Origin of the sequence: Streptomyces sp. 3211.6 (assembly GCF_003634815.1) — a bacterium.
Lineage (GTDB): Bacteria > Actinomycetota > Actinomycetes > Streptomycetales > Streptomycetaceae > Streptomyces > Streptomyces katrae_A.
The window spans coordinates 3,732,206-3,753,263 of sequence record NZ_RBXC01000001.1 but is presented as its reverse complement, the minus strand read 5'-3'; the positions used below and the strand labels follow the sequence as shown (position 1 = coordinate 3,753,263).

The window sequence follows — 21,058 nt, the reverse complement described above, 5'->3', positions numbered from 1 at the left end:
GAGAGAGCCGACTCGATGACGGACCACAGCAGTTCTGCGGACGGGGTCGGCGAGGGCCGGTCCGCCGGGCACCCCGCGCAGCAGGCGCCGGGTCCGTACGACGCCCCGCCCGTGCCCCAGCTCTCGGCCGAGGCGGCCCGCAGCCAGGTGGCTGCCGCGTGGGTGCGCGTGGCCCCGCAGTCCAACGTCCCGCCTGGCCAGGCCGCCGTACCGAGCCTTCCGCCGCGCGCGGAAGGGCCCGCCGCCGAGTCGAAGAAGGACAAGCGGGAGCAGGCGAAGGCCGCGCGCAAGGCCGAGTACGAACGCAAGAAGGCGGCCCGCAAGGCCGAGTACGAGAGCAAGAAGGCCGCGCGCGAGAGCCGCAAGGGGGGCGGGAAGGCTTCCGTCGCCGGGATACCGGCCGTATCCGCCGCACCCGTATCCGCCGCACCCGCTGCCGCCGCCGCGCCCGCCACTGCCGCGGACCCGTCCGCCGCCGCTGTACCGGCGCCGGAGCGCAGCGGCGCCAAGGGGCCGGAAGCCCGGTTCGAGGTGCCGCGCCCCGGCGGCCGACTGCCCTCGAACGGCAGGAGCACGCACGTCGCCCTGCGCGCGACCCTGATGATCACCGCCTGCGCCTTCGCGCTCGGGTCCTGCGGTGTCACCGGCCTGGTCATCGGCAGGTCGTCCGTCTCCGTGAAGCCCGCCGCCCTCGACGGGCAGGACCTGACCCGCTACCGGCTCACCGACTTCCCGGTCCAGTCGGCGGCGGTCTTCGCCGAGGAGTACGCGTCCCTGTGCATGACGTACTCGCCGGAGAACGCCGACAAGCGCCGTGAATCCCTCTCCCACTACATCTCGTCCGGCGTCGACCGGGACTGCGGGTGGAACGGGAGGGGCAAGCAGCAGGTCAAGCAGGCGAGCTGGGACGGGACCGTCGAAGAGCTCCCCGAGTACGGGAAGAACGGCCGGTACCTCAACATCCAGGTCACCTACGCGGGCGGCCGCACCACCACCCTCTCCGTACCGGTGTACGTCAAGGACCTCGCCGGAGCTTCGGGGCTGCGGGTCGTCGGCAACGTCGGCGAGATGCCGCTGCCGGTCCGTGACACCGCGCCCGCGCTGGAGAAGGGGGGAGAGGTCGTCGACCAGGAACTCTCCAACCAGCTCAGGGACCAGGTCTTCGCGGGCTACTTCAAGGCGTGGGCCGCCTCCGACACCACCGCCCTCGCCCGTTTCACCACCCCCGACGCCACCCCGGCGGCGGTCTCGGGCCTGGCCGGCGCGCTGACCACACCGGTCGTCCAGGAGGTCCAGGCGCTGGCCCCCGAGGGCACCGAGACGGGCAAGAAGATCACGTACAACCAGGGCCAGGCGGTCCCGGCACGGGTGACCGTCGCCTGGGGCGGCGGAGGGGCCGATGACGCCAAGGCGGAAGTGACGCTGAAGCGCTCGTACCGGGTGACCGTGGTGAACACGGCGCAGGGCTGGTTCATCAAGGACATCCGCGGCGGTGTCATGGACCCGACGGGCGGCCGCGCGGACACACCGGGCACGGCCACGGCCTCGCCGAGCGCCGCCCCGGCCACCGGAGCGAGCGGCTCACCGGCCCCGTCCGGTTCGCCCTCGCCGTCCGGTCCGGCCTCCGCCGGCCCCTCCCCCTCGCCCAAGCCGGAAGCCTCCAAGTCCCACTGACGCGTCATCCGCGAGGCGGCGTACCGACCGCCCCGCCCGACGCGCCACCCATCCGTACGCCCCTCACACCGAAGGACAGACACCTCATGATCCTGGCAGCGACGACCCTCGACGGCATGTTCAAGTCGATCCAGACCATCCTGGCCGGCCTGGGCCTCACCGTCGCCTCGTGCGCCCTGCTCATCCTCGGCATCCGGATGCTGCTGTCGATGAAGCGCGGCGACGGCATGCGCGAGGCGTTCCAGGGCTTCGGCATGATCGCGCTGGCCGCCTTCATCATCGGCGGCGCCGCCGGCCTCGCCGGCATGCTCATCGGCCTCGGCGAGCAGATCGGCGGCAAGGGCTGACCGACGGGACGGGCCGCGGCGAAAGGTACGCCGCCCGCGACCGTAGACGTGCCGCCCGCGACCGCGGCGCACGGCACGCGACCACGCCAGAGAGGGGGACCGACCGATGACGCAGGACACGCCGGACGCGCCGGCGCCCATGGTCGCCTACGACCACACGGACCTGCTGAACCGGCCCAAGCGCATCTGGAACTGGGGCAACATCCCGCTTCCCGGTCTGCTCCTGCCCGCCCTGGGCGCGGCCTTCGGCTTCGGCGTGCTGTGGCTCGTGGTGCTGCTCTCGCTCTCCACCCTCCTGCCCTTCCTGGGCCTGTCCCTCATCACGTCGGTCCTCTACCTGGGACCGCCGGTCGCCGTCTACTTCGTCTGGGGCCGGCCGCTGCCCTCCGCCCTCACGCTCAGCCAGCAGGTGGTGGTCTGGGCGGACTACTGGGTCCAGCCCAAGCGCCTGCAGGGCCTGGCCGCGGACCGCGAGCCGGAGGAGCTGCGCTGGCAGGTCATCCTCTGGCAGCCGCAGGCACGCCGCTGGCACCAGCGGTACGAGGCGGCGCTGGCCACGGCGGCCCGGCACGGCTCCTCGTACGCCGCGTCCGCGGCGTCCCCCGCCACCTCATCGACGAACGCACCCGCCGAGACCGCACCCTCCGAGACCGCAGGATGACTCCTCCATGTTCATGCTGATCATTTTTGGCGGAGCGGTCGCGTTCTTCCTGATCGCCATGCTGCTCGCGTCCACTTCCTCCAAGAAGAACGCCGGTTCCGGGAAGGGCGCCTCCGGCGGTTCGCGCACGTCGGACAGCGGCTCCTCCCGCGACCGGTCCCAGGCCAAGCGGCGCGAGGAGATGCGGCTGCCCTACCGGTACGCCGACGACATGATCTTCGTCCACGGCGACTCCGTCTGGACGGGCATCGCCCTGCCCACGGCCATCGACGAGTACCTCAACGCGGTCGAGCTCCAGGCCATGGCCGAGGCCCCGGCCCGCGCGCTGCTCAACCTCGCCCGCGGTGACCGCAACGTCGAGTGCCACTACCGCAAGGTGTACCGGCCGATCACCGCCCAGGACTGGGCCGAGCAGCTCAACGCCGTGGCCTGGGACCCGACGGAGAACTACAAGGCGTACAACTTCCGCAAGGCCGAGTACCAGGAGCGCATCGGCGCGCTGCGCGAGCGCAACGTCCTGCTGGTCAAGCTGGGTTCGATGAAGCGGAAGTCCGGCGGCGACAGCGGCGTGCTGCCCGGCGGCGACGACCCGGTCGAGGAGGCCGGTCTGACGCGGTCCGTACGGGACGCCGCCGACGCGGCGGCGGCCGGTGCCACGGGCGTGCACGACGAGTACCTGTCGCCGGAGCTGCTGGCCCAGTGGGCCCAGGTCGCCCGTGAGGTCCACGAGAGCCTCGATGGCCTCGGCGGCACCCCGCTCAGCCGTGAGGAACTGGTCTGGCTGATCCGCAAGCCGCTCCACGGCGACCTGCCGATCCCCGCCGAGCCGGTGCTCGGCAGCCGCGCCTGGGGTCCCGACCAGTTCGACCTCGTCATCGACTTCTCCGGCGAGAACCGCAAGACGCACATCGTCCTGCACCAGTACGACGAGATGACCGGTGAGCGCCACACCAGCTACACGACGACCCTCGTCGCGGCGAGCTGGCCCACCGAGACCCGCTTCCGGCAGTCGACCGCGTGGGCCCGCTACGCGGCGCAGCACGTCGACTTCCCCGTCGAGATCGACATGCGGTTCACCCTCATCCCGTACCTGAAGTTCCAGGACCGGGCGAAGAAGATCAGCGGCAACCTCGTCGACGAGATGAACGACATGGCCAACTCCGGCCGTGTCCCCGGTACCCAGCTCGCCGCCCAGGTCACCCGTGCCCAGAACCTCCTCGACGACGTGGAGGAGCACAAGATGCCGGGCATGGAGGCGCAGATCCGCTTCACGATCTCCGCCCCCGACCTCGCCGAGCTGGAGCGCCGCCGCCGCATCCTGGAGATGCAGTTCAAGCAGGACCTGAAGGTCACCCTGCTGCGCCCGAGCCGCCAGCAGTGGCGCCTGCTGCAGTCGCAGCTGCCGGGCGACGCGCCCAAGCTGCCCATCGCGCCGTACCTGCGGCTCCAGGAGGTCGAGCAGCTCGGCGCCGGTCTGCCGACGGCCGGCACGGAGCTCGGGGACAACCCCGAGCACCGCTCGGGCAAGCAGCTCGGCTGGGTGGGCAACCTCGTCGGCTGGGCCGGCAAGACCCCCGTCCACTACTCCCTGCACGTCGGCCCGGCGCGCAACGACGGCGGTGGCGTGGCCATCGTCGGCGCCTCCGGCGGCGGCAAGTCCTCGCTGGCGCTGCAGAAGTTCTACGAGGAGTCGGAGTCGGGCGTGCGCTGCCTGGTCATCGACCCCAAGACCGACTTCGCACAGCTCTGCTACTACCTGGCCTTCGGGTCCCAGGTGAACGACCCCGAGTTCCCCCTCGACGCCGAGGCGGGCCTGCTCGGGACCCCGCAGAGCCGCTTCCAGCCGGTCAACCCGGAGTTCTGGGCCGAGACCGAGGTCGTCGACCTCCTCAAGGGCCAGGCCGGCGTGCTCGACCCGTGGGTGGTGGCGCGTGACGTGCCCTCCGGGCGACTGCTGGCGGAGACCATGCTGCGCGGCTTCCTCGGCGACGAGGACTACCAGCGGGTGCGCCTGCCCGTCATCGAGGCGATGGCCACGGTGGTCGGCTGGTACAACTCCGCCATCCGCCAGGCCACCGAGCAGGGGCTGAGCGCTCGCGACGCCGAGCGGCAGGTGCCCAGGCCGACGCTGTGGCAGGTGGTCGACGAGGTCATCCGGGCGTACGACGAGGCGGTGGCGAGCGGCGACCGCGAGGCCGTCAAGGACCTCAAGCTCGCCCAGATGCTGCTGACCGAGCTGCGGACCCTGCCGTACGCGCGACTCGCCTTCGCCGAGAACCCGCAGACCCTGTCCGCGATGCGCAAGCGCCGTACGGTCATCACCCTGCGCGGTTTCCAGACCCCGGCCTCCTCCGACCCGCGCAGCTGGAACCCGGCCGAGCGGCTGGCGGCCACCGCGCTGATGGCGGTCGTGGAGCTGGGCAGCCAGATGCTCGACGTCGGCTACGAGAAGAACCCGGTGACGGGCGAGGTCGGTCTGCGGCCCAAGGCGCTGTTCGTCGACGAGGCGTACGTGGTCACCGCGACCGAGAGCGGCCGCGACCTGATGCGGCGCGCGCTCAAGCAGGGCCGTTCGTACCTGGCGGTGATCGTCCTGATCACGCAGCAGGCCATCGACCTCGTGCAGATCGAGGACTCCGAGGCCCGCAGCGGTGGCGCCAACCAGATCCACACGGTCTTCGCCTTCAAGCAGAAGTCCGCCCAGGAGGCATCGCTGGTGGCGCCGCTGCTGGGCCGGCCCGAGAGCGACACGAAGGTGTCCAACTCCCTCCAGGAGCTGCGGACGGGTGTCTGCCTCCAGCGGGACGTGGACAAGCGGGTCGGCACGGTGGCGGTTGACCTGGTCTTCCAGGAGATCCTCGCCGCCACGGACACCAACGGCACCACCCGCCCGGGCCGCCAGTCCGTCGACCCGCCGCTCAGCGTGTGGGACTGGACCTTCATGCAGGAGGCCGCCCGCGAGGAGCGGGCGGCCGAGGCCGAGGCCGCAGCCGAGCGATAAGGGCTCCGCGTACCGAGCCCGCCCCGACGCACCACCCAAGGAGACACCATGCGCTTGTCCAGGACCCTCACCGCCGGAGCCGCCGTCGTGGCGCTCGCCTCCCTGACGGGGTGCGGCGGCGGTGGCGAGGCCGAAGCCGGAAGCGGCGGCAAGAGCCTGCCGAAGGCGAAGGACATCGCCGCGATGGAACGCTTCGTGAGCCAGTACACGACGTGCAAGGACCTCCAGCCGGAGGCGCCGTTGGCCAAGCACAGCGACACCCGTAGGGAATTCGCGAACTATCCCAAGGAGCCCGGAGCCGGTGTGAGGGAGCAGGCGTACTGCGAGGCCGAACGTGGACAGCCGATCGCCCTCCTGGGGATCTCCGACATGAAGAAGTTCCAGCAGGCGCTCAAGGCGAATGCGGATGCTGAAAAGAGTGAGGCCGCGGCAGCCTTGGTGGGAGCGGACTTCGCCGTCGTACCGACTGATGACGACAGCACGCGTGCACTGAAGTCCTCGGGACTGCTCATAGCGTCGTGCGACGCCAAGTACAACAGCAAGATTCCGAGTGGCTACCTCAAGCGCGAAGGCGCCGTCGAGGGATGTCTCCTGACGGATTACCTGCCCGCGTGACCCACCCCGCCGCCTCGTCCGTCCCTCGTGGAACCCCTCGAAGGAAGCTGATGTCCGTGCGCCGTAGCGCCAAGTCACGTGGACACGTCTCTGCCCGTCCCTCGCCCCGCGAGCGGGCGAAGGCGGTCGGACGTGCAGTGCGGGTAGGCGCTTTCCTGATGCTCGCGCTGTTCGCGCTGTCGATGGCCGTGCCCGGTCCGGCACGGGCCGTCGACTTCGCCTGCTCCTTCACCGGGAACGACATCTACCAGATGGACAACCCCGGACACATCGAATCGGTATTTCCGGCTGTCAAGCAATGGGAGGAGTCGCGACCCAAGACGCTCAACGACACGACCGGTCTGTTCGGCGGCGCTGTTGAGTTGTCCGGGGCGCCTGAGGACTACACGATGTACGAGCTCGCAGGTGTACGCGGGCTGAACTGGTCCATGACCATGCGGGACCGCGAAGACGCATCACAGGACAGCTCGACCCTGAACTTCAACGGCGCGGACGACTGCTCCGTCATGGACTTCGTCAATAACGGCATAGCGGACACGGTGTTCGACATCACCAAGCTGCTCACCCGTGCCGGTATCTCCATCAAGGAGTACGCCTCCAACCCGAGCCCGCTGGCCGGTCTCTACTCGGGCCGTGACAATGCCGTGGACAAGCTGAAGAACAAACTCTTCATTCCGGCTGTCCCCGTCATGATTTCGTTCACTGGATTCTGGGTTTTCGGCAAGTGGCGCAAGAACCAGATGCGAGAAGCCTGGTCGGGTATCGGTTGGGCGTCATTGACCACCGTGGCAGTTGTGGTGATGCTCACCGCCGGGAACTACCAGAAGTTCATCGACACAGCGGACTCCGCCATTGCGCAGGCCAACGCGGCGCTCAGCGAGGCGGTACTCAGCGGGCTCTCCGGCGAGGCGCAGCCCCCTTGCGACCTGCCTGTCGGCAAGAATGTCCCCAACCGGGGTATACGCATCAACAGCTGTGCCATGTACGACACGCTGGTGTTCAGGCCCTGGGCCCTCGGCCAGTTCGGCGAAGCCGGATCGGACTGCATCTTCCGGAAGAGCGGAGGAAAGGCCAAAAGTGGTGGTTGCACTCCTTCGGGCCATGACGACGACTGTTATTGGGGCATCAAGGGAAGCGCGCGCTGCGAGGACCTCAGGATCCGCCAACTGGTAGCCCAGGCGCGCACCAACAAGGAGATCGGAAAAGACCTCGACAAGGAGAACGACGACTGGGTGCCCATCCGCTACGACCTGGCCGGCGGAAAGGACAAGGGCGACGAGGACGGAACGAATGAGCGTGTCTACCCCGTCCCCTTCGAGCAATGGGCCGGACACAACGCCGGGGACCGGGTCGGAGTTGCGATCTACTCGCTCATCGCCGCTCTGATCGTCGCCGTCATGGTGATCGTGCTCAGTGTGCTCACCCTGCTGTGGCACGCGGTGACGCTCATCATGATCATCATGCTGCCGTTGATCGCCACACTGGGTATCCACCCGTCGCAGCAGAAGCTGCTGAAGGGCTGGCTGCAGACGTTCATCCACAGTTTCGTGCTCCGGGCCGGCTTCGGTGTCATCCTGACCGTGCTGCTCGTGCTGTACCAGATGATCCTCCCCGCCAAGATCTCCCTCGGTATGCAGCTGCTGATGCTCGTGCTGGTCAGCGTCGCCGTCGTGATGATGCTGAAGAAGCTGCTGTCGGGCTCCTACAGCCCGCAGATCGCCGGGGCGGAGGACGCCCTGGGCGTCGGGGACATGGCGAACACCGTGGGCGGCAAGCTGGGCCAGTACGCCCCTGGTGCCGCGGCCGGCGTCGCGAAGACGACGGGCCGTGTCGTCGGCGGCACGGCGAAGGTGGGCAAGAAGGGGACGCTGGCCGCTCTGCGGACCTACGACAACAGGAAGAACGACGGCCGGTGGCAGAAGGAAGGCAAGCTTTCCACCTCCGCACCCTCCAAGCGTGAACAGCGCAAGACCGATTACCAGACCGCAGCCGTCCAGAAGGACCAGCTCGAGGAGCAGTACGCGGCACTCGAGGCCAAGCGGGAGCGGCAAGCCGCAGAAGCTGAGCAGGCCCAGAGCAGCGGCCGTCTCGTGGGCGGTGGTACGCCGTCGGCCTACGTGCAGCGGCCGCAGCCGGCACCGCCCCTTCCGCCACAGCCCTCCGCGCCCGCCGTTCCCGCGCAGCAGGACCCCCAGACCTCCCGGGTCCGGGTCAACGTGCCGGACAACGGCCCCGCGCGCCAGCAGCCGCGTGTGCCGGCGCCCGATCCCGGGCCGGTGCGGCAGCCGTCGCCGGCGCCCGCGCCCGACCCGCGGACCCCGCCGACGCAGGCCACCCCGCGTTCGCCGCGGGAGGGCGGCAACGGCCGGGTGTCCGAGTAGGAGGGCCTGAGCCATGGCAAGCGTGATCGCCGACCATCCTCCGCAGGAGCTCGCCGCCGAGCTGGCCGGGCTCCTGCGGGTGGACTGGCGGGCCGTGTGGCCCGGGGTGCCGGACGACGAGGCTGGGCGCGCCGAGTGGTGCGCGGGGTTCGGGTGGCGGCCGCTGTGGTCGCAGTCGGGGCTGTGGGTGCGTACCGCGCAGGGCGGCCGGCTGCACCTGGCCGCCTCGCCCGGCCCCGGCCGGCCTGTGACCCGGGCGTCGTACGACGTCTGGAAGGCCGCGGCCGGTGCGGCGTCCGACGGGGAGGCCGTGCTGGCGGTCGCCCTCGAGCGCTACGCGGCCCACCTCGCCGGGGTGAGCGCCGCGCTGGGCGCACCGGGCTGGGAGGGGGCCTGGGACCGTCCGGACTTCCCGGAGCCGCCTGCTCCGGGCCGGTGGGGCGACGTCCGGGAGCTGCGGTCCCCGTACCGGCTGGCCCAGTGGAGCTACGCCAACCCGCTGGCCCCGGTGATCGTGCTCGCGCTGGAGCACCAGGAGGGCGGCTACGCGGGGGGTGGGACGATCTCTCTCACCTTCCACGGACCGGCCGACCCGAAGGCGCTGGACGGTCCTGGCTGGCTGCTGTGACGTACGAGACCTGAGAAAGAGAGAGCACGACATGGGCACGCCCTTCGAACCGCCGGTGGACCGCACCCCGCAGGAACTCGCCACCGAGCTGCGGGGGCTGGCGGACGTCCACTGGGAGACCGTCTGGAACGGCCCGCCGCTGCCCAGCCAGGGGCTGGACGAGTGGTGTGCGCAGTTCGGGTGGACGCCGACCCAGTTCGAGTACGTGCTCAATGTGCGCACGCGGACCGGGGGCGAGATGACGCTGAACGCGATCGGTGGAAGTTGGGCCCCGGTGGAGAGCCTCTCGCACTGGGTGTGGGGTGATTCGGCGACGGGCGGCCCGGAGGGCAACCCGGAACTGCTGGCGCAGGGGGACAGGGTCTGGCCCCTCTACCGCGATGCCGTCTCCTCGGTACTCGGCGCTCCCGCCTGGGAAGGCGCCTGGGACTCCGACTCCTTCCCGCGGGAGCTGGGCGAGTTCGCGATCCCCCAAGAGGCCGACCGCATCGAGGAGAAGGACCCGTACCACATGGCCTACTGGGAGTTCGCCGCTCCGGGAGGCCCGCTCGTGAGCCTGTCCATCGCGCCGGCTCTGGGTACTGCGGACGGGTCTCGTCACGGGGTGCTCAACATGAGCCTCCTCGTGTATCCCCGTCCGCTGGAGGCCGGCCGACGGTGAGCCCGGAACCGATACCGGAGGACATAGCGGCGGGCGCCCTCGCGCGGGCGGAAGCCTGGCACCTGGCGGCCCTGGAGGCCAAGCGCGATCCGAAGTCCGTAGCGCGGCGCATCGCGGCCGCGGCCGAAGCGGCGGGGCTGACGGACCAGAGGACGGAGACGGGAAAGCTTCTGGCGTCGAAGGAGAAGCAGTACATCGAAGCCCTGACCCGGGACAGGGCGAAGCTCACTCCGCCCGAAGGGACGAAGCCGATCAGCGCCTTCTGGTCGTACGGCCTCGAACACCCGGATGCGCCGAAGAACGACCGGGGCACCCCGTTCCTGTCCCAGCGCTTCATCGCGGAGGAGTGGGCCGCCCAGCAGAACACAGCCCAGCCCGGCACCGCCCAGACCCTGGAGACGACCCCGGGCGGCCGGGAGCTCGACAGGATGTTCCTCTGGGAACCGAAAGTCATCAACGCCCTTGGTGGCGCGGACGCCGGTTTCGGCCCGGGCTACGCCAAGGCTGCCTGGGACCAGATCTCCGAGACCTACGGCAGCGTGGCCGAAGGCCGGGTGCTGGTCTTCGCCGACATCGGCAACACCCGGGCGGTCCTTCAGCAGAAGGAACTCGGCGCGCTCTGCAAGAACCCGGACGTCGGGCTGCACAACATCCACTTCGCCTACGAGGCCCCCCAGTCCTGGCCCGAGACCACCCGGGCCGAGGCCGGTACCAATGCCGTGCGGGCGGTGGCGCAGTTCGACAACAAGGACCTCCCCCGCTACATCGACCCGCACGCCTTCGCCGCCGACGCTCCCGAGGTCCGCAAGGCGAAGATCGACAGCATCCTGGAGGCCGTCGCCCCCGCGCAGGCGCAGGCCCCGGCCGTCGAGGCGCCCGCGCGGCAGGCCACGCCGAAGAGTCTGCCCAGCCCGCTGTGGCAGATGGGCTTCCAGGTGCCGGCCACCGTCACCAGGCCCGCGCCCTCCGGGCCGGTCCCGGCCGCCGGAGTCGCGGGGGCTCCTCCGGCGCTCACTCCGCGCTCCACTGCTACAGGTATGGACGGTCCGGCATGACCCCTCGCCCCTCCCTCGACCCCGTCCGCCGGCTGCTCCGGCAGGAGCGCGATGACGCGTGGGCCGTGAGGCTGCTGCCCCGTGTCGTCCTCGGACTGGCCGGGGTCTACACGCTGTTCGTGCTGGCTTCCTCCGGGATGGCCTCGTTCATCACCGTGTGCGTGCTGCTCACCCTCGCCGGGATCCTGTGGCTGCTGCGCCGGCGCGGCCAGCTGCTGATCGCGCTCGGGTCCACCGTCGTCACCGCCGCCATGACCGGATACCTGGCCGCCGCGGGCGACATCGCGCGCGGGTCGGCCGGCGGACTGCTCAGCGGGCAGGCCGTGTTCGGATACTGGGCGCTCGGCGGGATGGCGCTGCTGGGTGCCTGGATGATCAAGCGGCCGCGAGGGCGTCGGGGTGTCACCGTGGTGCTGGCCGACGTGCTGCTGATCGGTGCGTCCGCGGTGGGAATGTTCGCCCCGCTCTTCGGTGTCCCCCTCGGATTCCTTTGCACCGTAGGGGTTCTGGCCGCCCGCAGCCGTCGCATTGCCGGTGGGGGCGAGGGCGGACGCGGCGGGAAGCGGCGGGGCCTGCGCCAGGTCGTGGCAGCCGCTGACACGGATGCGCGGTGAAGTGATGTCACGTCAGTTTCGTTGTGTAATAAATGCTGCACAGCCTGTGGAACGGCTTTGCCGCTGCCAATTCGCCTGTTCTAGAGTCCCCGTTGAATACAGAAAACATCGGGGGACTTCTTCCATGGTGAAGACAGCACTGAGATCCCGGCCGGCGCCCGTACTGCCGGCCACCACCACGCCTTTGCCCTGCCAGCGGCGGCCTGACATATTCGGCGAACCGCTCCTGGAGCACCCGCCCGCCGGCGCCCCGCAGCTCCCCTTCCGGACGCGCAGGAGCCAGGCCCTCACCCATGCCGCCCGCCAGCTCTGCTTCTCCTGCCCCGTCTGGGCGGAATGCCTCCAGGACTCCGTCATCCGGTCCGATCCGGGCGGTTACGCCGCCGCCACCACCGAGCAGGACCGCCGCTGGATCCGCAGGCGCCTGCACATCGGCGACAGCCGGGGGCGGCTGACCGCCTCCGCGTCCGCCGGCGGGCGCGGTGAGGCGGTCGAGGCCGCCGCCGTGCTCGACGCCTTCAGCGCCCTCCAGGAGCACCGCACCCGCCGGTCCTACGGGTCCGGCCTCGGGGCGGTGCCCGCCCAGCGGCAGCAGGCCGCACCGCACGTACCAGCAGACCGCCGACAGCGCGCCCGGACAGACGAGGAACCGAAGATGGCCGCTGCGGCCCTGTCGGGAGAACGCATCGCCTACTCGCTCGACGACCCGGCCCTGGCCATACAGAAGACCGTGCTCGGTCCGCTGGCGGGCGCCACGCTGCACATCCTCAAGGTCACCGAGCAGCTCGCCGGCATGCTCGCGCTCACCCCGTCCGCCGCCCCGGCCCCCGAGCTCCTCGGCGCCGTCAGCCGGGCCCGTCTGAGCCTGGAGTCCTGGCGCGAGGCCGCCGGCGACCGGACCCCGTACGCGGCCGGCGGTGGCGAACTGACCGGGTCCGTGAGCATCGAGCTCGCGACCTGCGACCCCGTCGCCGCGCTGCGGCAGGACATCTTCGAACCCCTGCTGCGGCGCCTGGCCGACTGCCTGCACCGGGTCGACGCCATCACCGGGCTGCTCGTCCCCGCCGCCGATGCCGCCGCCGACGCCGCGGCCGACGGCCCGGCCCCCGTCCCGTACGGCCGGGAGCTGGCGGCCGTACGCGAAGCGGTACGCGAGCTCGCCGCGCAGCTGGAGCGGTACGAGACGGTCGTCCCGCGGCCCCAGGACCACGGCGCCGGCCACGAGGTCCCGCACGACGCCCACCCGAGGGCCTTCACCGGGGCGGGCGGCGCCGGCGCCACCAGCCTGCGCCGGGCCGTGGAGACGGCCGTGGCCTCCTTCCCCGGCCACTTCACCGGCCGGGACGTGGTGCGGGCGCTGCCCCCCGGGGTCTACCAGGACGCGGGGAAGTCGGTCAGCAACGCCCTCTCCGCCATGGTCAAGTCGGGCCGGCTGCTGCGGGTCTCGCGCGGCACCTACACCGCCGGCCCGCAGTCCGGCGGCGAAGCCGTCCCGAACCTCTGAAAGGCAGTCGCCGTGCAGCCCACCTCACCGGCCGCGGAAGTCCGCGTCTTCTCCCACCACGCCGGCCTCATCGACGGTGTCCCCGTGACGGCCCCGCCGTTCGGGAACATCCAGGACGTCGTCATCGGCATCCTCCAGCAGCGCGCCCAGCAGCTCGGCGGCCCCACCCAGGCCGTCATCACCGACGACCGCTACGGCGGCGCGGTGCGCCTGCTCATCCACCCCGACGGCAGGGCGGAGCCGCTGCCCGAGCCAGCCGCCGGGCCGTGAGATGAGCAGCCGAAGGCGCAGGTCACGATGTATGTGACCTGCGCCTTTCCGTGTCCGCCCGGTGAGCGGCGCCGCCGGGGCGGGCTCCGGTCGCCCGGAGGGATACGTTGGCAGGGGCTCGGAGCCCGGGCGGCGGTGGAGGAGGCCGGGCATGGTGGCGCGGTGGCGCGGTGTGGTGGTCGGGGCGGCCGCGGTGGGGCTGGTGGTGGCTCCCGTGGGGGCCGGGGCCGGGCACGCGTGGGAGGCCGGTGGGCCGAGGGGCGTCGCGGCCACGCCGGCCGGCGATGAGTTCCCGCAGCTCACACCCGCCGTGGCGGAGCGGCTGGACCAGGCCGTGCGGAAGGTGCTGGACGAGGCCCGGGTGCCCGGGGTGATCGTCGCGCTCTCGGCGCCGGGCAAGGGGGAGTACGTACGGGCCTTCGGCGTCGCCGACAAGGCGACGGGCGCGCCGATGAGGACCGATATGAACATGCGGATCGGCAGCGTCACCAAGACGTTCACCGTGACCGCGCTGCTGCGGCTGGTCGATGCCGGGAAGGCCGGGCTGGACGACCCCGTGGGGAAGTACGTGGCCGGGGTCCCCAACGGGGACCGGATCACCTTGCGTCAGCTGGCCGAGATGCGGAGCGGGTTGTTCAACTACTCCGAGGACGAAGGGTTCTTCAAGGCCCTGACGAGCGATCCGCGGCCGCCGTTCACCCCGCGGGAGCTGCTCTCGTACTCCTTCAGGCATCCGGTGCTGTTCGCTCCGGGCGCGAAGTTCTCCTACTGCAACACCAATCTGATCCTGCTGGGGCTGGTGGTGGAGAAGGTGAGCGGGCAGCCGCTCAACCGTTACCTCGCCGATCAGGTGATCAAGCCGGCCGGACTGGAGCACACGCTGTTCCCGGCCGGGGCGCAGTTCCCGGAGCCGCACGCGCGGGGCTACACCGACCAGACGGCCACCGGGAAGGTCGAGGATTCCGCAGACTGGGCTCCCTCCTGGGGGTGGGCCGCCGGGGCGATGGTCTCCGACCTGGACGATCTGCGGAGCTGGGCCGGGACCCTGGCGACGGGAACCCTGCTGAAGCCCGCCACCCAGGCGCAGCGGCTGAAGGTGGTCCCGGCCGTGCCCGACGGGGGCTACGGGCTCGGCGTCTTCGACGTCGCCGGCTGGCTCGGGCACAACGGCTCGCTGCCGGGCTACGAGTCGCTGGTCGTCTACCTGCCGCAGCCGAAGGCCACGCTGGTGGTGCTGCTCAACACCGACATCGCGTACCGGGGCTCCGAGCCCAGTGCGGCCTTCGGTGAGGCGATCACGAAGATCGTCACTCCGGGGCACGTCTACGAGCTGCCCGCTCAGCCGGTCACCGGGCCCTGACGGCTTGGTCTGCCTCCGCGTCTGGTCAGGGCCTTCGGCCGCGCGCACAATGGACGGCCAAGCGTGAATGATCAAGGAGCGTCGGATGGCTGAGCAGGGTGGGGTCGCGGTACGGGTCGCCGGGGAGGCGGATCTCGATGTGGCCACCGAGCTGTTCCGGGGGTACCTGGACTTCTACGAGGTGACGGTCGAGGACGCCGGGCGACCCCGGGAGTTCCTCGCGGAGCGGATCGCCAAGGAGGAGTCGATCGTCCTGCTCGCCGATGTCCCGGACGCGGGCACGGTCGGCTTCGCACAGGTCTACCCGACCTTCTCCTCCCTCTCCATGCGGCCCGTGTGGATCCTCGGGGACCTCTTCGTGGCCCCCTCCGGTCGCGGCACCGGCGTCGGCCGGGCCCTGCTGCGCGAGGTGCTGGTCCGGGGGAAGGAGGCCGGGATGGGCGGGGTTCAGCTGGAGACCGGCTACGAGAACCACCTCGCGCAGGGACTGTACGAGTCGGAGGGATTCGTGCGCGAGGGCTACCACATCTACTTCCGCGAGCTCGGCTGACCACCCTTCGCCTCGGCGTTGTTTCACGTGAAACACGAGGAGACGACGGCTACTTCGCCTCCGCGTAGCACTCCACGACCGCCGTCGTGAACGGGAAGCGGACGGGGGTGTCGCCGAAGGCGATGCGGCCCGCGCGGTCGCCCGCCGCGCGGATCGCCTCGGCGACGGCCTCGGCCTCCTCGGCCGGGCAGTGCACGATCACCTCGTCGTGCTGGAAGAACACCAGCTCCGCACGCATGCCGGCGGTGGCCTGGCGCAGTGCCGCGAGCATCAGCAGGGCCCAGTCGGCGGCGCTGCCCTGGACGACGAAGTTGCGGGTGAAGCGGCCCCGGGCGCGGGTGTCGGTCGAGGCGTAGGACGGGGTCCAGGCGGTGGCGGCCTCGTCGTCGCGGTCCTGGGGGATGCCGGCCTCGCCGTCCCCGTCGGCGTCGGCCGGGGGCGGGCAGGTGCGGCCCAGCCAGGTGCGTACCAGGCGGCCCTCCTCGCCGGCGCGGGCCGCGTCGTCCACGTAGGCCACCGCGCGGGGGAAGCGGCGGCGGAGGGCGGCGAGGTTCTTGAGGCCGTCGCCGGAGGTCTGGCCGTAGACCGCGCCCAGCACGGCGATCTTGGCCTTCTCCCGGTCGCCGGAGAAGGTCTGGCGGGAGACGGCCGTGTAGAGGTCCTCCGGGCGGCCGGCCACCTCCATGAAGGCGGGGTCGCGGGAGATCGCGGCGAGGACGCGCGGCTCCATCTGGTCGGCGTCGGCGACGACGAGCCGCCAGCCCGGATCGGCGACGACGGCCCGGCGGATCACCTTGGGGATCTGCAGGGCCCCGCCGCCGTGGGTGACCCAGCGGCCGGTGAGGGTGCCGGCGGGGACGAACTCGGGGCGGAAGCGGCCGTCGTGGACCCAGTCGGTGAGCCAGGACCAGCCGTGGGCGGTGTAGATCCGGTACAGCTTCTTGTAGAGGAGGAGCGGCGCGACCGCCGGGTGGTCGACCTCCTGGAGCTCCCAGCGGCGGGTCGAGCGGAGTTTGATCCCGGCCTCGGCGAACGCCTTGACCACGTCGGCGGGCAGGTCGGGGCGCACCCGCCGGCCGAACGCGGCGGAGACCTCGTCGGCCAGCTGGGCCAGGCGGCGGGGTTCGCCGCCGCCGGCGTAGCGCTCGCCGAGCAGCTCGGTGAGCAGGGCGCGGTGGACGTCGGCCCGCCAGGGCAGGCCGGTGTGGTGCATCTCGGCGGCGATGAGGAAGGCCGCCGACTCGGCGGCGGTGAGGAGGCGGAGCCGGTCGGGGTGGGCGGTGGCGGCGTGCCGGCGGGCCTGGTCGGCGTGGACGGCGAGGAGGGCGTCGAGGGGGAGGGCGCCGGCGCCGTGGTGGTGCGGGTCGGCGAGGCCGGCGGCGTCGAAGAGGGAGTCCTGCGTGCGGGCGGTGGCGGCGGCGCGCTGCGGGGGGTCCGGGGGGACGGGGGCGCCGGTGAGGCGGGCCCAGGCGGCGGCGGCCGAGCGGGGTTCGCCGGAGCGGCCCTCGTGGCCGAGGAGGAGGTGCTCGGCGTCCTCGATGTCGTAGCAGCGGTCCACGCGGAGGCCGGCGGCGAGGAGGCGGGGGTAGACGGCGGGGGTGGAGCGCCAGATCCAGCGGGTGGCGGGGGGTGCGGTGCGGATCGCTTCCGCGGGGGTGGCGAAGGTGAGGGGGCCCGTGGGGGGCGGGGGGACCGGGGTGGCGTGCCATCGGCCGTCGGGGGCTTCGGTCAGGGCCCAGGGGGTGGGGTGGTCGCTCACGAGTGCGAGTGTCCCACCGGGGGCTGACAGGGGGCCGCTGCGCGGGGCCGGCTCCCCGCCCCGCCCTTTCTCCGTTTCCAGGGGCTCCGCCCCTGACCCCGCGCCTCGATCGCCGGCGGGGCCGTTCAGGGGGCGTGGCACCCTGAAGGGGTGAGTGAGATCGTCGGCCTGGTTGACCGGGCATTCGCCGCCGCCTTGTACGCCCAGGACGATGCCGGGCTCGACAGCGGGGCCTCCGTGCTGGCCGCCGGGGTGTGGGGGGACGTCGGGCGGGAGCTGGTCCGGCGGGGGGAAGGGTTTCTGCGGCGGGCCTGGGAGCGGGGGTGGCGGCCCGCGGACGTGGAGCGGCTCGTGCGGCGGGACCTCGGGGAGGTGCACCAGCGGGTCCTCGGGGACCTGGTCGCCGCCGAGGCGCGGCGGTACGGGCGGCTGCCCGACGGGTGGGGCGCCGGGGAGGTGTGGTGGTCCGGGGACGAGGCGTACGCCGACGGGCTCGCGCGGCGTGAGCGGGCCGACCGGTTCACCCTGGCCACCGCCGTCCTGGAGCTGTACCGGCTGCTGGTCCGGCTGCCGTCCGTCGAGCCGGTGGGGCCCGTCCCGGGGGATCCGGCGGGGGACCTCGCGGAGCACGCGCACATCGAGCCGCGGATGCTCGGGCGGATCCGGGCGCTGCTCGCCAAGGCCGAGGCGACCACCTATCCGGAGGAGGCCGAGGCCCTCAGCGCCAAGGCCCAGGAGCTGATGGCGCGGCACACCGTGGACGAGGCACTGCTCGCGGTGCGCGGCGGCGGGCCGGTGCAGGTGCCCGGGGCCTGCCGGATCGGGGTGGAGCCCCCGTACGAGGAGGCGAAGGCGGTCCTGCTGGACGCGGTGGCCACCGCCAACCGCTGCCGGGCGGTGTGGAACAGCGCCTTCGGGTTCTCGACCGTCGTCGGGTTCGAGAGCGACCTGGAGGCCGTCGAGCTGCTGTACACCTCGCTGCTCGTGCAGGGCACGGCCGCCATGACGCGGGCCGAGGCCGCCCAGCGGGCCGGCGGGCGCAAGCGGACCAAGACCTTCCGGCAGTCGTTCCTGCTCGCGTACGCCAGCCGGCTCGGCCGGCGCCTCGCCGAGACCGCCGAGCACACGGCCGGGGAGGCGCCCGACTACCTCCCCGCCCTGCTGGCCAGGGACGTGGCGGTCACCTCGCGGGCCGACGAGATGTTCCCGCGGACCACCACCACCCGGCTGCGCGGGGCCAGCGACCACGCGGGCTGGGAGGACGGGACCGCGGCCGCCGACGCCGCGCACATGGGAGGCAAGCGGCCCTCGCTGCCGTAGCTAGGCTGGGTCCTGGGTGGTGTTCTCCGAGCGCATCGCGCGGGCTTCCGACTTCAGGATGCGGGCCGACTTGCCCAGGGAGCGGGCCATGTCGGGCAGCTTCTTCGAACCGAACAGCATCAGGCAGACCACCAGGACGATGATCAGGTGCCAGGGCTCCAGGCCGTTGCGGAGCATGGGTACCTACTTCTTGGGTCGAGGGCGCCGGGGAGGCTGGGGCAGGAACGATGGTCTTGGTCATCGAACAGGGCCGCAAGGGGTGCGCACAAATCTGAAGAAGTCCTGAAAACCGCGGGGGAACGGGGGAACCGACCGCCGGAAACGGGCGTCGTACGCCAGGCGGCGGAGTGGTTGCCGGACTCGCTGGACGAGGTCGTGCAGGCCCTCCGCCCCTGACGGTGACCGCTGCGGCACGGCGCGTGCACGTGCATCTGCCCATGCATGCGATGGTGAACACAGCTATGATCCGGTGGAGTTGACATCTGCACTATCGGGGGCTTCCTGTGGACCACGCGTACAACGGGACGGCAGCTGCAGAACTCACTTCCCTGTATGAGCTGACCTGGCAGAAGAGCAGACACAGCAACTCGCAGGGTTCCTGCGTGGAGTTCGCCAAACTGCCCGGCGGCGACGTCGCCATGCGTAACTCGCGCTTCCCCGACGGTCCGGCGCTCGTCTACACGCCGGCCGAGATAGAGGCGCTGCTGCTGGGCGTCAAGGACGGCGAGTTCGATCATCTGATCGGCTGAAGGTACGGCGCGGGAGATCAGGCCATGCACGTGCACTGGCCGGGACCGATCGAAAGGATCGGGCCCGGCCAGTCGTGTGTGCGCGTACCGGCCCCCGGCGGGGCGGGGGCGGTCAGTCCCGGAGCAGGAACAGCGCCCAGACCACCTTGCCGGTGAGCCGTCCCGCGAGCGGGTGCCAGCCCCAGCTGTCGCTGTAGGAGTCCACCAGGAACAGTCCCCGCCCCGACTCCAGGTCGCAGTTCTCGTCCGTGCGCTCGGGCGCGAACGAGCCCCCCGGCCGGTCCTCGCTCGGATCCCGCACCGCGCACACCAGCCGGGTGCTCCACCGCATCAGGTGCAGCCGCACCGCCGCCGACTCCGGCTGTTCGCCGCCGCGGGGCCGCGCGTCGTCGGGCAGGGCGTGCCGCAGCGCGTTGGTGACGAGTTCGGAGACCACCAGCGCGACGTCGTCGAAGCGGTCGTCCAGGTCCCACTGGGACAAGGTCGATCTGGTGAAGGAGCGGGCGCCCCGCACCGCTTCGAAGCGGGCCGGCAGAGCGCAGGAGGCGGACCCGGAGACGGCCGTGGGATCGACCGGGGGCAGCCCCTGCCGTAACGGCTCGAGCATGACCGATCCAATCGTCCCCATGCGAGGCACTCCCGGGATTCGCGGACGAAGCGGTCGGCTTCGGCCAAAGAGAACTGCGGGGTGGGTCCGGCGCCGGCGCGAAGAGCACGCAGGTGCGCGGCACCATCGTTCCGAATGGCGAAGCCGGATGCAAGGGCAGATGCACGTGCACGCGCCGGACCTGTCCACTCCCGTGACGGTTCTTGCTCATTTCTTCCTACGCATACTTACGGACTTCTTTTCCGGGTCGCCGGATTCCGTTACAGAACGAGTACGGGCCGCTGCGTTTTGGTGGCAGACTGCGGCACCGGGGATACGGGGGCCCCGACGAGGCACGCGCACACCACGCGCACACCATTGCGATGGGGAGGGCAGTACTAGTGACCGCAGAAGCCAGCGGTTCTGTGGTGCGCCGCATCCTCCTGGGCTCACAGCTCAGGCGACTCCGAGAATCCCGCGGCATCACCCGTGAGGCGGCCGGCTACTCGATCCGCGCATCCGAATCGAAGATCAGCCGCTTGGAGTTGGGAAGGGTGAGCTTCAAGGCCAGGGACGTCGAAGACCTGCTGACCCTCTACGGGGTCACCGACGGCGCGGAGCGGGAGTCCCTGCTGGGGCTGGTCCGCGAGGCCAACGCCGCGGGCTGGTGGCACAGTTACGGCGACGTGCTCCCCGGGTGGTTCCAGACCTACATCGGGCTGGAGGGCGCGGCCTCCCTCATCCGCATCTACGAGGTCCAGTTCATCCACGGCCTCCTCCAGACCGAGGCCTACGCCCAGGCCGTCGTCAAGCGCGGCATGCCGAACGCCTCCGCCGCGGAGATCGACCGCCGGGTCGCGCTGCGCCTGGAGCGCCAGAAGGTCCTCGTCTCCGAGAACGCGCCCGTCTTCCACGCCGTCCTCGACGAGGCCGCGCTGCGCCGCCCGTACGGCGACCGCGACGTGATGCGCGGTCAGCTGGAACACCTGATCGACATCAGCCAGCGGCCCAACGTGCAGCTGCAGGTGATGCCCTTCTCCTTCGGCGGCCACGCCGGCGAGAGCGGCGCCTTCACCCTGCTGCGCTTCCCCGAGTCGGACCTCCAGGACATCGTCTATCTGGAACAGCTCACCAGCGCGCTCTACCTGGACAAGGAGGAGGAAGTGGCGCAGTACGCACGGGCGATGGAGCGGCTCCAGGCCGACTGCCCCGACCCCGGACAGACGCGGGATCTCCTGCGCGGACTGCTCCAACTGTCTTGAACCGCACGTACTATGACGTCTGATCAGTGCTCGACGAAGAACGAGACGAAGTAGATCGGTC

20 protein-coding genes are annotated in these 21,058 nt (G+C 71.4%); 17 read left to right on the top strand and 3 right to left on the bottom strand.

Annotated elements, in window-relative coordinates; all coding sequences use genetic code 11:
* Positions 1-15 precede the first annotated feature (15 nt).
* From BX286_RS37010 to BX286_RS17120, 14 genes are all read left to right on the top strand, one after another.
* A complete protein-coding gene (locus BX286_RS37010; protein ID WP_222842055.1) occupies positions 16-1,674 on the top strand; it encodes a conjugal transfer protein in 1,659 nt (552 codons plus the stop codon).
* Positions 1,675-1,760: 86 nt separating this feature from the next.
* A complete protein-coding gene (locus BX286_RS17180; RefSeq protein ID WP_121015388.1) occupies positions 1,761-2,021 on the top strand; it encodes a hypothetical protein in 261 nt (86 codons plus the stop codon).
* Between the two features lie 106 nt (positions 2,022-2,127).
* Positions 2,128-2,682, top strand: coding sequence for a hypothetical protein (locus BX286_RS17175; RefSeq protein ID WP_121015386.1), 555 nt, complete (start codon positions 2,128-2,130; stop codon positions 2,680-2,682).
* 7 nt (positions 2,683-2,689) lie between these two features.
* Positions 2,690-5,683, top strand: a complete 2,994-nt coding sequence (locus BX286_RS17170) for an ATP-binding protein (protein WP_121015384.1) — start codon at positions 2,690-2,692, stop codon at positions 5,681-5,683.
* Positions 5,684-5,731: 48 nt separating this feature from the next.
* Positions 5,732-6,298, top strand: a complete 567-nt coding sequence (locus BX286_RS17165; RefSeq protein WP_121015382.1) for a hypothetical protein — start codon at positions 5,732-5,734, stop codon at positions 6,296-6,298.
* A gap of 158 nt (positions 6,299-6,456) precedes the next feature.
* Positions 6,457-8,679 (top strand): hypothetical protein, encoded by a 2,223-nt coding sequence (locus BX286_RS17160; protein ID WP_261993448.1) that lies wholly within the window; start codon positions 6,457-6,459, stop codon positions 8,677-8,679.
* A 13-nt stretch (positions 8,680-8,692) separates the two neighbouring features.
* Positions 8,693-9,307 carry a hypothetical protein gene (locus BX286_RS17155; RefSeq protein ID WP_121015378.1) on the top strand — a complete coding sequence of 205 codons (615 nt, stop codon included), beginning with the start codon at positions 8,693-8,695 and terminating at the stop codon, positions 9,305-9,307.
* 31 nt (positions 9,308-9,338) lie between these two features.
* The gene (locus BX286_RS17150; protein ID WP_121015376.1) at positions 9,339-9,968 is read left to right on the top strand and encodes a hypothetical protein; all 630 of its coding nucleotides are present in this window, start codon (positions 9,339-9,341) and stop codon (positions 9,966-9,968) included.
* Entirely contained in the window at positions 9,965-11,023 is a 1,059-nt protein-coding gene (locus BX286_RS17145) for a hypothetical protein (RefSeq protein WP_121015374.1), read from the top strand. The genes BX286_RS17150 and BX286_RS17145 overlap by 4 nt, the downstream gene beginning before the upstream one ends.
* Complete coding sequence (locus tag BX286_RS17140; RefSeq protein ID WP_121015372.1) at positions 11,020-11,637, top strand: hypothetical protein; 618 nt, start codon at positions 11,020-11,022, stop codon at positions 11,635-11,637. The genes BX286_RS17145 and BX286_RS17140 overlap by 4 nt, the downstream gene beginning before the upstream one ends.
* A gap of 124 nt (positions 11,638-11,761) precedes the next feature.
* Positions 11,762-13,141, top strand: coding sequence for a WhiB family transcriptional regulator (locus BX286_RS17135; protein ID WP_187344155.1), 1,380 nt, complete (start codon positions 11,762-11,764; stop codon positions 13,139-13,141).
* A 12-nt stretch (positions 13,142-13,153) separates the two neighbouring features.
* A complete protein-coding gene (locus BX286_RS17130; protein ID WP_121015368.1) occupies positions 13,154-13,411 on the top strand; it encodes a hypothetical protein in 258 nt (85 codons plus the stop codon).
* Between the two features lie 151 nt (positions 13,412-13,562).
* On the top strand, positions 13,563-14,771 hold the full coding sequence (locus tag BX286_RS17125; RefSeq protein ID WP_121015366.1) for a serine hydrolase: 1,209 nt from the start codon (positions 13,563-13,565) through the stop codon (positions 14,769-14,771).
* A gap of 85 nt (positions 14,772-14,856) precedes the next feature.
* A complete protein-coding gene (locus tag BX286_RS17120) occupies positions 14,857-15,321 on the top strand; it encodes a GNAT family N-acetyltransferase (protein WP_121015364.1) in 465 nt (154 codons plus the stop codon).
* Between the two features lie 49 nt (positions 15,322-15,370).
* On the opposite strand, the gene BX286_RS17115 is transcribed toward BX286_RS17120, so the two are convergent.
* Positions 15,371-17,080 carry a bifunctional 3'-5' exonuclease/DNA polymerase gene (locus BX286_RS17115; RefSeq protein ID WP_398898623.1) on the bottom strand — a complete coding sequence of 570 codons (1,710 nt, stop codon included), beginning with the start codon at positions 17,078-17,080 and terminating at the stop codon, positions 15,371-15,373.
* A 159-nt stretch (positions 17,081-17,239) separates the two neighbouring features.
* Here BX286_RS17115 and BX286_RS17110 point away from each other — a divergent pair, with 159 nt between their 5' ends.
* Positions 17,240-18,400: a DUF2786 domain-containing protein gene (locus BX286_RS17110; protein WP_107438434.1), complete on the top strand. Its 1,161-nt coding sequence runs from the start codon at positions 17,240-17,242 to the stop codon at positions 18,398-18,400.
* Here the strand turns inward: BX286_RS17110 and tatA are convergent, their stop codons facing one another.
* The gene (tatA, locus tag BX286_RS17105; RefSeq protein ID WP_079428106.1) at positions 18,401-18,577 is read right to left on the bottom strand and encodes a Sec-independent protein translocase subunit TatA; all 177 of its coding nucleotides are present in this window, start codon (positions 18,575-18,577) and stop codon (positions 18,401-18,403) included.
* A 326-nt stretch (positions 18,578-18,903) separates the two neighbouring features.
* On the opposite strand from tatA, the gene BX286_RS17100 reads away from it, so the two are divergent.
* On the top strand, positions 18,904-19,149 hold the full coding sequence (locus BX286_RS17100; RefSeq protein ID WP_045946130.1) for a DUF397 domain-containing protein: 246 nt from the start codon (positions 18,904-18,906) through the stop codon (positions 19,147-19,149).
* Positions 19,150-19,261: 112 nt separating this feature from the next.
* Here BX286_RS17100 and BX286_RS17095 read toward each other — a convergent pair whose 3' ends face one another.
* Positions 19,262-19,756 carry an ATP-binding protein gene (locus BX286_RS17095; protein ID WP_079428104.1) on the bottom strand — a complete coding sequence of 165 codons (495 nt, stop codon included), beginning with the start codon at positions 19,754-19,756 and terminating at the stop codon, positions 19,262-19,264.
* A 362-nt stretch (positions 19,757-20,118) separates the two neighbouring features.
* Between BX286_RS17095 and BX286_RS17090 the strand changes: the two genes are divergently transcribed.
* Positions 20,119-20,997 carry a helix-turn-helix transcriptional regulator gene (locus BX286_RS17090; RefSeq protein WP_079428102.1) on the top strand — a complete coding sequence of 293 codons (879 nt, stop codon included), beginning with the start codon at positions 20,119-20,121 and terminating at the stop codon, positions 20,995-20,997.
* Positions 20,998-21,058 lie beyond the last annotated feature (61 nt).

Coding starts and splice junctions, on each gene's coding strand:
- BX286_RS37010 (WP_222842055.1), top strand. CDS start 16: ATGACGGACCACAGCAGTTCTGCGGACGGGGTCGGCGAGGGCCGGTCC.
- BX286_RS17180 (WP_121015388.1), top strand. CDS start 1,761: ATGATCCTGGCAGCGACGACCCTCGACGGCATGTTCAAGTCGATCCAG.
- BX286_RS17175 (WP_121015386.1), top strand. CDS start 2,128: ATGACGCAGGACACGCCGGACGCGCCGGCGCCCATGGTCGCCTACGAC.
- BX286_RS17170 (WP_121015384.1), top strand. CDS start 2,690: ATGTTCATGCTGATCATTTTTGGCGGAGCGGTCGCGTTCTTCCTGATC.
- BX286_RS17165 (WP_121015382.1), top strand. CDS start 5,732: ATGCGCTTGTCCAGGACCCTCACCGCCGGAGCCGCCGTCGTGGCGCTC.
- BX286_RS17160 (WP_261993448.1), top strand. CDS start 6,457: ATGCTCGCGCTGTTCGCGCTGTCGATGGCCGTGCCCGGTCCGGCACGG.
- BX286_RS17155 (WP_121015378.1), top strand. CDS start 8,693: ATGGCAAGCGTGATCGCCGACCATCCTCCGCAGGAGCTCGCCGCCGAG.
- BX286_RS17150 (WP_121015376.1), top strand. CDS start 9,339: ATGGGCACGCCCTTCGAACCGCCGGTGGACCGCACCCCGCAGGAACTC.
- BX286_RS17140 (WP_121015372.1), top strand. CDS start 11,020: ATGACCCCTCGCCCCTCCCTCGACCCCGTCCGCCGGCTGCTCCGGCAG.
- BX286_RS17135 (WP_187344155.1), top strand. CDS start 11,762: ATGGTGAAGACAGCACTGAGATCCCGGCCGGCGCCCGTACTGCCGGCC.
- BX286_RS17125 (WP_121015366.1), top strand. CDS start 13,563: ATGGTGGCGCGGTGGCGCGGTGTGGTGGTCGGGGCGGCCGCGGTGGGG.
- BX286_RS17120 (WP_121015364.1), top strand. CDS start 14,857: ATGGCTGAGCAGGGTGGGGTCGCGGTACGGGTCGCCGGGGAGGCGGAT.
- tatA (WP_079428106.1), bottom strand. CDS start 18,577: ATGCTCCGCAACGGCCTGGAGCCCTGGCACCTGATCATCGTCCTGGTG.
- BX286_RS17095 (WP_079428104.1), bottom strand. CDS start 19,756: ATGCTCGAGCCGTTACGGCAGGGGCTGCCCCCGGTCGATCCCACGGCC.
- BX286_RS17090 (WP_079428102.1), top strand. CDS start 20,119: ATGGGGAGGGCAGTACTAGTGACCGCAGAAGCCAGCGGTTCTGTGGTG.